This window comes from Nocardiopsis sp. CNS-639 (assembly GCF_000381685.1).
Taxonomy (GTDB): Bacteria; Actinomycetota; Actinomycetes; order Streptosporangiales; family Streptosporangiaceae; genus Nocardiopsis; species Nocardiopsis dassonvillei.
Genome location: NZ_KB906878.1, coordinates 14,449 through 26,648, shown reverse-complemented (window position 1 = coordinate 26,648; position 12,200 = coordinate 14,449). Strand labels below are relative to the sequence as shown.

The 12,200-nt window shown below is 75.4% G+C and carries 11 protein-coding genes; 4 read left to right on the top strand and 7 right to left on the bottom strand.

The window, feature by feature from the left end:
- Positions 1 to 102 precede the first annotated feature (102 nt).
- From G011_RS0125910 to G011_RS0125895, 4 genes are all read left to right on the top strand, one after another.
- A complete protein-coding gene (locus tag G011_RS0125910; RefSeq protein ID WP_019611008.1) occupies positions 103 to 1,473 on the top strand; it encodes an NAD-binding homoserine dehydrogenase in 1,371 nt (456 codons plus the stop codon).
- A gap of 18 nt (positions 1,474 to 1,491) precedes the next feature.
- Entirely contained in the window at positions 1,492 to 2,898 is a 1,407-nt protein-coding gene (locus G011_RS0125905; RefSeq protein ID WP_019611007.1) for a GntP family permease, read from the top strand.
- Positions 2,899 to 3,037: 139 nt separating this feature from the next.
- Complete coding sequence (gene otnK / locus G011_RS0125900) at positions 3,038 to 4,288, top strand: 3-oxo-tetronate kinase (RefSeq protein WP_019611006.1); 1,251 nt, start codon at positions 3,038 to 3,040, stop codon at positions 4,286 to 4,288.
- Positions 4,285 to 4,935 carry a class II aldolase/adducin family protein gene (locus tag G011_RS0125895; RefSeq protein WP_019611005.1) on the top strand — a complete coding sequence of 217 codons (651 nt, stop codon included), beginning with the start codon at positions 4,285 to 4,287 and terminating at the stop codon, positions 4,933 to 4,935. Before otnK ends, G011_RS0125895 begins: the two co-directional genes overlap by 4 nt.
- Before the next feature lie 238 nt (positions 4,936 to 5,173).
- Here the strand turns inward: G011_RS0125895 and G011_RS0125890 are convergent, their stop codons facing one another.
- The 7 genes from G011_RS0125890 to G011_RS0125860 are packed head-to-tail and all read right to left on the bottom strand — an operon-like array spanning position 5,174 to position 12,200.
- Positions 5,174 to 6,577, bottom strand: coding sequence for an alkaline phosphatase family protein (locus G011_RS0125890; RefSeq protein WP_019611004.1), 1,404 nt, complete (start codon positions 6,575 to 6,577; stop codon positions 5,174 to 5,176).
- A gap of 27 nt (positions 6,578 to 6,604) precedes the next feature.
- The gene (gene eboE / locus G011_RS0125885) at positions 6,605 to 7,771 is read right to left on the bottom strand and encodes a metabolite traffic protein EboE (protein WP_019611003.1); all 1,167 of its coding nucleotides are present in this window, start codon (positions 7,769 to 7,771) and stop codon (positions 6,605 to 6,607) included.
- Positions 7,768 to 8,643, bottom strand: coding sequence for a TatD family hydrolase (locus tag G011_RS0125880; RefSeq protein WP_019611002.1), 876 nt, complete (start codon positions 8,641 to 8,643; stop codon positions 7,768 to 7,770). Before G011_RS0125880 ends, eboE begins: the two co-directional genes overlap by 4 nt.
- Entirely contained in the window at positions 8,643 to 9,320 is a 678-nt protein-coding gene (locus G011_RS0125875; RefSeq protein WP_026338669.1) for an EboA domain-containing protein, read from the bottom strand. The genes G011_RS0125880 and G011_RS0125875 overlap by 1 nt, the downstream gene beginning before the upstream one ends.
- Positions 9,317 to 10,171 (bottom strand): sugar phosphate isomerase/epimerase, encoded by an 855-nt coding sequence (locus G011_RS0125870; protein ID WP_026338668.1) that lies wholly within the window; start codon positions 10,169 to 10,171, stop codon positions 9,317 to 9,319. Before G011_RS0125870 ends, G011_RS0125875 begins: the two co-directional genes overlap by 4 nt.
- Complete coding sequence (locus G011_RS0125865) at positions 10,168 to 11,046, bottom strand: SCO3242 family prenyltransferase (RefSeq protein WP_019611001.1); 879 nt, start codon at positions 11,044 to 11,046, stop codon at positions 10,168 to 10,170. The genes G011_RS0125870 and G011_RS0125865 overlap by 4 nt, the downstream gene beginning before the upstream one ends.
- On the bottom strand, positions 11,043 to 12,200 hold the full coding sequence (locus G011_RS0125860) for an inositol-3-phosphate synthase (RefSeq protein WP_026338667.1): 1,158 nt from the start codon (positions 12,198 to 12,200) through the stop codon (positions 11,043 to 11,045). The genes G011_RS0125865 and G011_RS0125860 overlap by 4 nt, the downstream gene beginning before the upstream one ends.

Below are 12,200 nucleotides of genomic sequence, written 5' to 3'. Positions count from 1 at the left end.
GATAATTGTTGACTCTAATGTTCCGCTGGTGTTAAACATGGCGCGTTGCCGTAGCGGCCTGGCACACACGTGCCCCCCGCGAGGCCGGAAGAAGGAGAACCCATGCAAGCCACCGACGCCACCACGGCGCCGCCACCGCCCGTGCGCTACGCGCTCACCGGAGCCCGCGGCGGTTTCGCGCGCACCCTGCTCGCCCAGACCCCGCGGATGGAGCGGCTGCGGCCCTCGGTCCTGTGCGACCTGGACACCGAGGGGACGATCGCGCTGTGCGCCGAACTCGGCTACCCCGCCGACGCGCTGACGGTGTGCTCCAGCGCGGACGAGGTGGCCGCGCTGGCCGACGGGCGGATCGCGGTGATCGCCGACGCCCGCCTCCTCGAACACGCCGACTACGACGTGCTCGTCGAGGCCACCGGCAGCCCCGAGGCGGGCACCCGGGCCGCGCGGACCGCCATCGCGGCCGGACGCCACGTGGTCATGGTCTCCAAGGAGGTCGACTCCGTCTCCGGGATCGCGCTGGCCGACCTCGCCCGGGAACGGGGCGTGGTGTACACCCCCGGGATCGGCGACCAGCCCGCCAACCTCGTCGAGTGGTACGAGCGGACCCGCCTGCTGGGCCTGGACGTCGTCGCGATCGGCAAGTCGGGCGAGTACGACCTGGTCTTCGACCCGGCCACGGGCCGCGTGCGCCAGCTCGACCAGGAGATCGACGCCCCCGACCTGGCCGACCTGCTGACCCTGGGCGAGGACGTGCCCGCCACGCTCGCCGCCCGCGCCCGCGCCGTGGCGGGCCTGTCGCGCTCGGCCGCCGCCGACTACTGCGAGATGGGGGTCGTCGCCAACTACACGGGCCTGGTGCCCGACACCGAGGCGCTGCACTACCCCGTCGCGCGCGTCGCCGAACTCGCCGACGTCTACTCCCTCGCCGAGGACGGGGGGATCCTCTCCCGGCCCGGCGCCGTGGACGTCTTCAGCGTGCTCCGCCTGCCCGAGGAGGCCTCCTTCGCCGGAGGGGTCTTCGTGGTCGTCCGCACCGGCGACCCCGTCTCCTGGGCACTGCTCGCGCAGAAGGGCCACGTGGTCTCGCGCTCGGGGCGCTACGCCTGCCTGTACCTGCCCTACCACCTCATGGGCGTGGAGACCCCGCTGAGCCTGCTGGACGCCGTGGACCGCCGCCGCGCGGTGACCCCCCGGCATCCGGCCCCGCACGCGGTCCTGGCCGGGCGCGCCCGGCGCGACCTCCCCGCCGGGACCAGGCTGGACATGGGCGGACACCACCACGACGTCCAGGGGGTGGCCCCCGTCCTGCTGGACGCCGCCGACGCCCCCGACGACGCCGCACCGCTCTACCTGGCGGCCCACGCCACCCTGGGCCGCGACGTCGCGGCGGGCGCACTGGTGCGCCTGGACGACCTGGCCGACGCCAGCGCCCCCCTCCTGGACGCCTGGCGCCACGCCCGCACGCACCTGTGAACGATCGGACCCACTGACATGTCGGACATCTACACCCTGTTGGCGTTCCTCACCGCCATCGCGGTACTCGTACTGCTCATCGCCCGCTTCAAGGTCCACCCCGTGGCCACGCTGTTCATGGTGGTCGTGGCGCTCGGCCTGGTCCTGGGCATGGGCGGCACGGAGACCATCGAACTCGTCACCGAGGGCTTCGGCGGCACCCTCGCCAGCGTCGGCCTTCTGGTCATCTTCGGCTGCGTGCTCGGCAGGATGCTCGAACTGAGCGGCGCGGCCACCAAGATCACCGAGACCGCCCTGAACATGTTCGCGGAGAAGAGGGTGCCCTGGGCGATCGCCCTGGCCTCGACCGTGCTGGGCATCCCCCTCATCGCCGACACCGCGGTCGTCATGCTCATCCCGATCGTCTCCGCCCTGGCCTACCGCACGGGCATGTCGATGATGAAGCTCGGCCCGATCCTCTACCTCGGCGCCTACGTCATGACCTCGGTCGTCCCTCCCGGCCCCGGCCCGCTCGCGTCGGCCTCGCTGCTCGGCGTCAGCATGGGCGAGGCCATCCTCTACGGCCTGATGGTGGGCGTCCCCGGCGTCATCGCCGCGACGGTCTACCTGTCCTTCATCAAGACCTACGTGCCGCCCAAGCCGGAGTTCGTCGAACACCTGGCGGGCGCGGGCGGCCCGGGCACCCCCTCCGCCGGCGCCCCGGGGATCTCCGACGGCACCGGCACCAAGCCCTCCTCCGACGGAGCCGCGGCCCCCGCTAGCGTGGGCCTGTTCGGTTCCCTGGTGCCGATCCTGGCCCCCATCGTCCTCATCGTCGTCGCCTCCCTGGCCGGTCCGGTGCTCCCGGAAGGGGCCTGGTACAGCGAGGTCGTCCTGTTCGTCGGCGAGCCGACGGTGGCGCTCTTCCTCGCCTGCCTGCTGGCCCTGCCGCTGTTCCGCGGGCGCTGGAAGGACAAGGCCACCCTCAACGACCTGTTCGAGGCGGGCCTGCGCATCGCCGCGATGCCCCTGGCCCTGACCGGCGTCGGCGGAGCGCTGGCCACCATCATCCGGGAGACCGGCGTGGCCGAGAACGTCGCGGCGGGCATCGAGGGCACCGGCATGTCACCGGTCGTCATCCCCTTCCTCGTCGGCGCGGCGGTCTGCACGATCACCGGCTCCAACATCCTGGGCGTGATGACCTCGGCGGCCATCATGCAGCCCCTGATGGACGACCTCGGCCTGGCGCCGATCGTGGTCTACCTGGCCTGCGCGACCGGCGCCCAGATCATGAAGCACGCCAACTCGTCCGGGTTCTGGGTCACCACCACGCTGTCCAACATGACGGTGGGCCAGGGCATCCGCTCGATCGGCGTCGCCTCGTTCATCTCGGGCGTCACCGGGTTCCTCGTGCTCAACGTCATGATCGCGACCGGCCTCGTCTGAGCAGTGTTCCTCCGGGCCTGCGCTCCGCTTCGGCCCGCCCGTCCCACAGGGGGTTCCGGCGCACCCGGCCATCGGGCCGCACGGTACGCCGGGACCCCTCCGCCCGACCGACCCGCCCCGACCACAGGGAGTACCTCACATGGCGACCCTCGGCGTGATCGCCGACGACCTCACCGGAGCGACCGACGTCGCGATCGCCCTCACCGCGTCCGGCCACCGGACCACGGTGGTCCTGGACTCGCGGGACCCCGGCGGCGCCGACCCCGTCGCCGCCGCGGCGGAGGGGGCCGACGCCGTCGTCGTGGCCCTGAAGTCGCGCACCACGCCCGCCGACGCGGCGGTCGCGGCCTCGCTGGACGCCCTCGACCGGCTGCGGAGCGCGGGGTGCGATCGGTTCTACGTCAAGTACTGCTCGACCTTCGACTCCACCCCGGACGGCAACATCGGCCCGGTCACGGAGGCGGTGCTCGACGCCCTCGGCGAGGACGTCACGGTCGTCGCACCGGCCTTCCCCGCCAACGGGCGCACCGTCTACCGCGGCCACCTCTTCGTGGGGGACGACCCCCTCGACGAGTCCCCGATGCGCCACCACCCGCTCACGCCCATGACCGACTCCAGCCTCCCGCGCCTGCTCGCCCCCCAGGTCAGCGGCGGCCGGGACGCCATCGCGCTGGTGCCCTGGCCGGTGGTCGCCCAGGGGGCCGAGGCGGTGCGCGAGGCCATCGCGCGAGCCGGGGCCGAGGGGGCCCGGTTCGTGGTCGTGGACGCCCTGACCGACGCCGACCTGCGCACGCTCGCCGACGCGACGCGGAACCTGCGCCTGCTGACCGGCGGCAGCGCCCTCGCCCAGGGGCTCACCGGCCCCCACGGGACCGGCCGCCTGCCGCTCACCCCGCCCCCGGGGCCGCGCGTCGTGCTCTCGGGCAGCGCCTCGCGGGCGACCCAGGGCCAGGTGCGCCACGCCCTCGCCCACGGCGGGGGGCACCACCTGCTCCCCGCCGACCTGCGCCGGGACTTCGGGGCGACGGTGTCGCTGGCCGTGGAGCGCGCCCTGGAGGGCGGCGCGTCCCCGTTCGTGGTGTACGCGACCGCCGCACCCGAACACGTCGTGGACACCGCCGACGCGCCGCTCATCGAGGAGGCGCTGGCCGAGATCGCCGCACGCCTGGTCACCGCGGGGGTGCGCGCGCTCCTGGTCGCGGGCGGCGAGACGAGCGGAGCCGTCGTGCGGCGCCTGGGCGTGGCGTCGCTGGCGCTGGGACCCGAGATCGACCCGGGCGTCGCGTGGACGCTCGGACACAGCGACGGTGAGGACGTCCAGCTGATGCTCAAGTCCGGCAACTTCGGCCGCGAGGACCTGTTCGTCCGCGCCTGGGAGGGGGACAAGTGAACCGCGAAGCGCGCGAGGCGGCCCGGGAGCTGTGCGCGGTGGGACGCCGCGCCGTCGAACTGGGGCTCAGCCCGGGCGCCTCGGGCAACGTGTCCGCGCGGGCCGGGGAACTGACCCTGATGAGCCCCACGGGGGTCTCCCTGCGCGACCTCGACCCCGAGGGCCTGTCCGTCCTGGACGGGGAGGGGGAGCACATCGCCGGTCCGCCCCCCTCCAAGGAGTTCCCGCTCCACCAGGCGATGTACCGGCGGGTCCCGGACGCGGGCGCCGTCGTCCACCTGCACTCGCCGCACGCCTGCGCGGCCTCGTGCCTGCCCGCCTGGTCGGAGGCGTCCGCGCTGCCGCCCGTCACGCCCTACCTGGTCATGCGGGTCGGTCAGGCGCCCCTGGTGCCCTACGCGGCGCCGGGCAGCGACCGGCTCGCCGACAACCTCTCCCGCCTGCCCGGACGGTTCCGCGCGGCCCTGCTGGCCAACCACGGTTCGATCGTGGCCGCGTCCGGACCGGCGGCGGCCCTGGACGGAGCCGTCGAGCTGGAGGAGGCCTCGCGCATCGTCGTGTCTTTGCGGGGAAGCGAGTTCTCCGTGCTCTCGCCCGAGGACGTGCGCGAGCTGACCGGGCGCTACGGCACCGACTGGGACCTGTGACTCCGCGTCGGGGGTGACTTCCCCGCCCGCCCGTCCCGTCGTCGCGGACGGGGCGGGGCGGGCGGGGAGGCCCCAGGAACACCGCATACGGCACCGACCGAAACCGGTGCCGGTGCGACGTGAGGGGCCTTGGCCTGCGGTGACCTCGTGCCTGCAGCGGGTCCGGAGCGCCGAACCCCGCCACAGGCACAAGACCCCGGTGGAGGGGGAGGTCCAGTGGTCCCCCGCGGTGACCGCGTCAGGGGGAAGGGGACGGCCCCGCCGGTGCCGGCACACCGGCGAGACCGAGTATGAGGTCGCGGACCTCGGTGGCCGCGACGCGTTCCCGGGCGGAGCCGGGGTCGGAGCACAGCACCAGGGGGCCGTCGTCGGGGTCGGCGTGCGCGCGCCCGTGGGTGCCGCGCACGCAGCCCGGGTCGAGCGGGACCACGTTCATGGCGTAGCGCAGGCCCACCTTCTTGCGGGCGAGATTGGCCGCCGCGCGGGCTCTGACCAGCCGGTCGGCGGGGTCCAGGAAGAGTTCGGCGGGGTCGTAGCCCGGCTTGCGGTGGATGTCCACGCCCCGCGCGAAGTCCGGAGCCGCCGCGTCGCGCAGCCAGTAGTAGTAGGTGAACCAGGCGCCCGGGCCGGCCACGAGGACCAGCTCGCCGGAGCGCTCGTGGTCCAGCCCGTGCTCCGCCTGCCCGTCGCGGTCCAGGACCAGGTCCACCCCCTCCACCCCGGCCAGGAGGCGGGCGACCCCGGGCACGTCGCCGGGGTCGCGGACGTAGACGTGCGCGCACTGGTGGTCGGCCACCGCGAAGGCGCGCGACTCCCACGGGTCCAGGTACTCCATCCCGTGCTGGGTGTACACCTCCAGCAGCCCGGCCCCGCGCAGCACCCGGTTGACGTGCACGGGCCTGTCGGCGGGGGTGATGCCGTACTCGCTCAGGACCATCACGGCGGTGCCCGAGCGCTCGGCGTCGTCCAGCAGGGGCGCCAGGGCCGCGTCCATGTCCACCACCGCCCGGCGGGCCTGCTCCGAGTCGGGGCCGTACCGTTGCAGGTCGTAGTCAAGGTGGGGGACGTAGCACAGGGTCAGGTCGGCGCGGGGCATCAGTCTGCGGGTCGCGGCCACGATCCACTCGGTGGAGCGCAGCGACGCGGTCGGCCCCCAGTACTGGAAGAGCGGGAAGGGCCCCAGCTCCGCGGTCAGCTCGTCGTGGAGGGCGGGCGGCCGGGTGTAGCAGTCGGGGGACTTGCGCCCGTCGGCGTGGTAGACCGGCCTGGGCGTGACGGTCCAGTCGGTGGTGGCGCCCATGGCGTACCACCAGCACACGTTCGCGGTGCGAAAACCCGGCCGGCGGCGCCGGGCGGTCTCCCACACCTTCTCGCCCTGGACCAGGCGGTTGTGCTGGCGCCACAGGTACACCTCGCCCAGGTCCCGGAAGTACCAGCCGTTGCCGACGGCGCCGTGCCCGGCGGGGGTGCGGCCGGTCAGGAATGTGGACTGGACGGTGCAGGTCACGGCGGGCAGGACGGTCTCCAGTGGGGCCTGCCAGCCCTGGTCGGCCACGGCGCGCAGCCGGGGCGCGTGCCGCAGCAGCCGGGGCGTGAGCCCGACCGCGTCGACCACGAGCAGGCGCGGTTCCTCCGTCGGCATGGGGGTGTCCCTTCGGTTCGCGGGGTGTCACAGCAGGGTCAGGCCGAGGTCGGTCAACCGGTCGCGGGCCCAGGCCACCTCGGCGGCGACGCCCTCGGTGAGCCCCCTGTCGTCGGCGGGGCGCCGCTCCCTCGGCAGCACCGACCAGGTGTAGGTCTCCACCTCCACGTGGTCGGTGCGCGCGCCGCCGGGACCCAGGAGGCGTTCGAGGGTGCGGGTGAGGTGCTCGTTGGTCCCGCGCAGCGGGGCGGCGGCTGGCGCGTGCAGGGGCACGTGGAAGTGGGTGCGCCAGGGCGCGTCGTCGGGCAGGGGGTCGGCGCCGCCCAGGGCCTCGTGCAGGTCGTCGCGGCCCTCCCGCGCCCCGTCCCCGCCGTGTGCGCGCGTCTGGTGCAGGAAGCGGTCCTCGGTGAAGGCGGCGAGGGCCTCGCGCGCTGCCGGGTCGGCGGGGTCGGGGACCTCCACGGCCGCCGACGCCTGGGTCTTGACCACGGGCAGGCCCGCGCCGGAGAGCCGGTCCAGGGCCGCCCCCGGCTCCTCGAAGGCCGTCGCCAGGTGGCAGGTGTCCAGGCACACGCCCAGGTGCGGCGGCGGATCCCCGAGCAGACGGGCCGCGTCCCGGGTGGTCTCGACGACGCACCCGGGTTCGGGCTCCAGTCCCACCCGCACCGGCCGCCCCTGCCGTGCCAGGTCCTCCAGGGCGTCGGAGAGTTCGGCCAGGTGCGCGCGGGCGGCGGCCAGGCGGCCGGGGTCCCACGGTTCGCGCCAGGCCAGGGGGAGGGTGGAGACGCTGCCGCGCGCGGCGTCGTCGGGCAGCAGCCGGGCCAGCACCCGGGCGCAGTCCACCGTGTAGTCCAGCCGGGCCCGGTCGGTCCAGTCGGGGTGGTACACGGCCCGCTTGACCACGGGCGCGTGGAACCCGGTGTAGGGGAAGGCGTTGAGGGTCACCGTCTCCAGCCCGTTGGCCTCCAGCTCCGCGCGCAGCCGGTCGGTCAGGCGCGGATCGGCCGCCAGCTCCCGGGCCAGCGGGGCGGGCAGCCACAGGCCCAGGCCGAGCCGGTCCGCGCCAAGGGCCTCGCGCACGCCGCCGCCGTGGACGCGGACCTGGCGCAGGACGCCGTCCAGGTCCTCGGCGGGGTGCACGTTGGTGCAGTAGGCGAGGTGGACGACCGTCCCGTCGGGGTGGCGCAGCCTCACACGGCACCCCCGCCCGCGCGCTCGCCGCGCAGCACCGAGTTCCCCGAGTAGGTCGCGGTGTGGTCGGCCCCGTGCACGTCGTCCAGCAGCAGGCGCCCGCTGCGGCCGTAGAACTCCACCGGGTTGTCCCACAGCACGCGTTCGACGTCGCGTCCGGTGAAGCCCGCGGCGAGCATGGCCTCGCCGGTGCGCAGGGTGGCGAGCGGGTCGCTGCGGCCCCAGTCGGCGGCCGAGTTGACCACCATCCGCTCCGGGCCCCACTCCGACAGGACGCGGACCATGCGCTCCGGGCTCATCTTGGTGTCGGGGTAGATGGAGAAGCCCAGCGTGCACCCCGACTCGTGCACCATGGCCACGGTGGCCTCGTTGAGGTGGTCCACGAGCACCCGCTCGGGCGCCAGCCCCGACTCGGCGACCAGCTGGAGGGTGCGGCGGGTCCCGGCCGCCTTGTCGCGGTGCGGGGTGTGCACCAGGACGGGCAGCCCGAACTCCCCGGCCAGCTCCAGCTGGTGGCGGAAGGCCCTCTCCTCCTCGGCGGTGCCGGAGTCGAAGCCCACCTCGCCGACCGCCACCACGCCGTCCTTGGCCAGGTAGCGGGGGAGCAGGTCCAGCACCCCCGACAGGCGGGGGTCGTTGGCCTCCTTCGGGTTGAGCGCGATCGTGCAGTGGTGGCGGATCCCGAACCGCTCGGCCCGGAACCGCTCCCAGCCCACGAGGCCGTCGAAGTAGTCGCGGAACGAGCTCACGCCGGTCCGGGGCTGGCCCAGCCAGAACGACGGCTCGACCACCGCGCGCACGCCGGCGGCGTACATCGCCTCGTAGTCGTCGGTGGTGCGCGAGGTCATGTGGATGTGCGGGTCGAAGATACGCATCACGCCTCCGTTCGGTGGGAGTCCAGGCGGGCGGCCTGCCCGGGGAAGTGCCGCAGCACGAGGTGGACGTCATCGGGGACCGGCCGCCCCGCCAGGAGCCGCTCCTCGGCGTGGTCGGCGCACATGCGCGCCAGCTCCTCATCGGCGCGGTCGGGCAGCCCGGCCGCCGACCCCAGCGGCACCCCGGTGAACAGGCACTTGAGGATTCCCTGGCGCCAGGAGTCGGCGTCGAGCAGGGCCGTCGCCGAGCTGGCGGCCGCCGCCGCGACCAACCGGGTGTCGTTGGCGCGCATCGCGTCGGTCAGCAGCTCGCGCGCCGCACCGGCCACCTCCTCCCGGCCGCGGCCGCGCACGTCGAGCGCGTCCAGGCCGCGCAGGACGGCGCGCCGCTCACCCGCGTCACCGTGGTGGTACAGGTCGCGGACCTCCCGGGCCAGCTCCGGCGGGGCCAGGGCCCCGGACAGCGCGGCCAGCAGCTCCACGCGCGCCATGTCCTCCAGGGTCGGCCCGGCCACCCCGTCGGGGTCGCCCGACGGACCGGCCCCGCGCGCCACGCTCCTGGCCGCCGAGGGGAAGAGCACGGCGATCCGCTCGGGCCGCTCGCGCACCTGCCCGACCTGGGCGGCCAGGGCCCCGCGCGCCGCGTCCGTGTCCAGGAAGGCGTACTCCCCGCTCACACCCCCGCCCTCCGTGCGCGGGAGTCGGCCAGCGCCCGCGTGAGCGCGCGGATCGACCGCTCGGCCACCAGGGGAGCGGCGTGCCCGTGGCGGGGCAGCTCCACCGACGCCAGACCCCGGTAGCCGACCTCCTCCAGGGCGCCCAGGACCCCCGGCAGGTCGATCTCGCCGTCGCCGAACTCCAGGTGCTCGTGCACGCCCGGCCGCATGTCGTCCAGCTGGACGTTGGCGATCAGGGCACCGGCCCGCCGGACCGCGCCCTCGGGGCCGTCCGGCTCGTTGCACACGCCGTGCCCGACGTCCACCGTCACCCGCAGGCGCGGCGGGTCGCCGAGCCGCTCGCGCAGCTCCAGCGCGTCGGCCACCCGTTCCACGAACATGCCGGGCTCGGGCTCGAACGCGCAGTCCACGCCGAGGTCGTCGGCGGTGGCCAGGACCCGCTCCACACCCGAGGTCAGCCGCGACCAGCCCTGCTCCCGGCTCACCCCCGCCGGGAGGATGCCCGACCAGAAGGAGACGGCCTCGGCCCCCAGGTCGTCGGCGACGCGCACCGCGCGGCGCAGCAGGTCCACCCGCAGCTCGGCGCCCTCGTCGGAGACCAGGGTGGGCTCGTGTTTGCGGCGCGGGTCCATCAGGTAGCGGGCGCCGGTCTCCACGACCACCGCCAGGCCCAGTTCGGACAGCCGCCGACCGATGCGGGCGGTGCGCGCGAAGGCGTCCGGCTCGAAGGGGTCCAGGTGCGGATGGTCCAGCGTCAGCCCCACCCCCTCGTAGCCGAGGTCGGCGATGACGGCGAGCGCGTCGTCCAGACGGTGGTCCCAGAAGCCGTTGGTGCCGTATCCGAACCTCATGTGAACGACACCGCCTCGGACGCCCGCGCCGCCACGGGCACACCGACGGTGAGCGCGCACGCCACGTCCGGCGCGCCGTGCCCTGCCAGCAGGGCCGCCTGGAGCGGGATCATCCCCCGGATGCCCGCACCCGTCGCCGCGCGCGCGTGGTGCGCCTCGGGCTCGACCAGCGCCCTGACCTGCGCGGATCCCACCCCCAACGCGAAGACCCCCGCGAGCGCCCCCGCCAGGGCCCTGGCCGCGGCGCCGCCCGCCGCACCTTCGCGCGTGGGCCGGGCGGGCGCGGCGGCGAGCGCGGCGCTGGCCAGGGTGCACACCAGCGCCCCCGCCGCCACGGAGGGCCGCGTCCCGTGCACCTCGCCCCGGCTCAGGGCGGTCACCCCGAACGTGTGGACGGCCAGCGCCAGCGCGGGCCTGGCCGCGTCGGCGGGGCGCGCGCCCGCGCCCAGCAGCACGTCCAGCCCCCGGGCCGCCGCCATGCCCAGCGGGGCCAGCGGGGTCCTCTTGAGGAGGAGGTCGTAGCCCCACACGGTGGCGGCCAGGGCCGTGCCCACCCCCGCCGCCCGGCGTCCGCCCGCCGCCGCGGCCAGGCCCACGCCCGTCACGGTCAGCCCCGCGGCGACCGCCAGGGCCTCGCCGGGGCGCACCGCCCCCGAGGGGATGGGGCGTTCGGGGCGCTCGACCGCGTCCACCTCCCGGTCGGCGTAGTCGTTGAGGGCCATGCCCGCCCAGTACAGGCACACCGAGGCGGCGGGCAGCGCCCAGGCCCCGGGGCCGCGCAGGCCCCCGGCCGCCGCGGCACCGGCCAGGGCGTCGCCGGGAACGCTCAGCGCCGCGGGCAGGCGCACCAGCCTCGCCAGGTCGCGCGCTCTCACTCGGCCTCCTCCTCCGGTGCCGCGCACCAGGACGTCAGGGCCCGCCACTGTTCGGCGAGGCCGTGTTCGCGGGTGCCCACGGGGTCCTTGAAGAAGAACGCCAGCTCCGGCAGGGGGCCCACCCGGCCCCGCCGGTGGGCGTGGGCGGTCAGCCGCGCCAGGTCCAGCACCAGGGGCGCGGCCAGCGCGGAGTCGTAGCCCGACCAGGTGAACTGCAGGGTCATCCGCGCCCCCAGGAACCCCTCGAACGAGACGTGGTCCCAGGCGACCTTGGCGTCGCCCAGGTCGGGGACGTAGTCGATGTGCAGGGGCCCGTCCGGGCCGTGGCCCAGCATGTGCTCCAGACCCCGCGCCTTGGACGCGAGCTTGCTCTCGGCGTTGGCCGGGTCGGCCAGGGTGGCGCCGTCGCCGCCGCCGAGCAGGTTGAGCGAGGACCACGAGCGCACGTGCAGCGCCCGCGCGGCGAACATCGGCGCGAGCGCGCTCTTGACCAGGGTCTCCCCGGTCTTGCCGTCGCACCCGGCCCACGGCACGCCCGAGCGCTCGGCGAGCCGCGCCAGGGCGGGCAGCCGGGGCCCGGTGTTGGGCGTGAACTCCACGAACGCGCAGCCCGCCCGCAGGGCCGCGTAGGCGTACGCGGAGCTGGCCGGGATCCGCGCGGTCCCGGCGTCCAGGGCCGCCTCCAGGGCGTCGTCGTCGGTGTGCTCGGCGTGCGGTTCGGGCCGGGGCTCGGTGCTGGACAGGTCCACCACCACGACGCGTTCGAGCGCCTCCCGTTCGGCGAACTCGCGCAGGTCCGCCTCCAGGCGGTCCACGTCGCGGCGCCCCACCCCGGCGGTGGCGGCGTGCAGGCCCCGGCGCAGACGGTGCTCGGCCCGGTCCAGTTCGTCGGCGAAGGCCGGCGGCAGGTGCGCGGGCAGCACCCCCGCCCGGGCCAGCCGCTCGGCGTTCTTGCACAGGCGGATCTCGGAGACGTCGTGGCCGCCGAAGACCAGGTCGCCGATCCCGGGCAGGCGCGCCGGGGCGAACTCGGGGCGCTCGGTCACGCACCCCGTCCGCCCCGACGCCCCGGACCGCACCGCCAGGGCTCCCAGGACGGCGGTGGTCGCCACCGATCCCCGCGCCCCGATCAGCCATACTCCGACTCGCGTCAA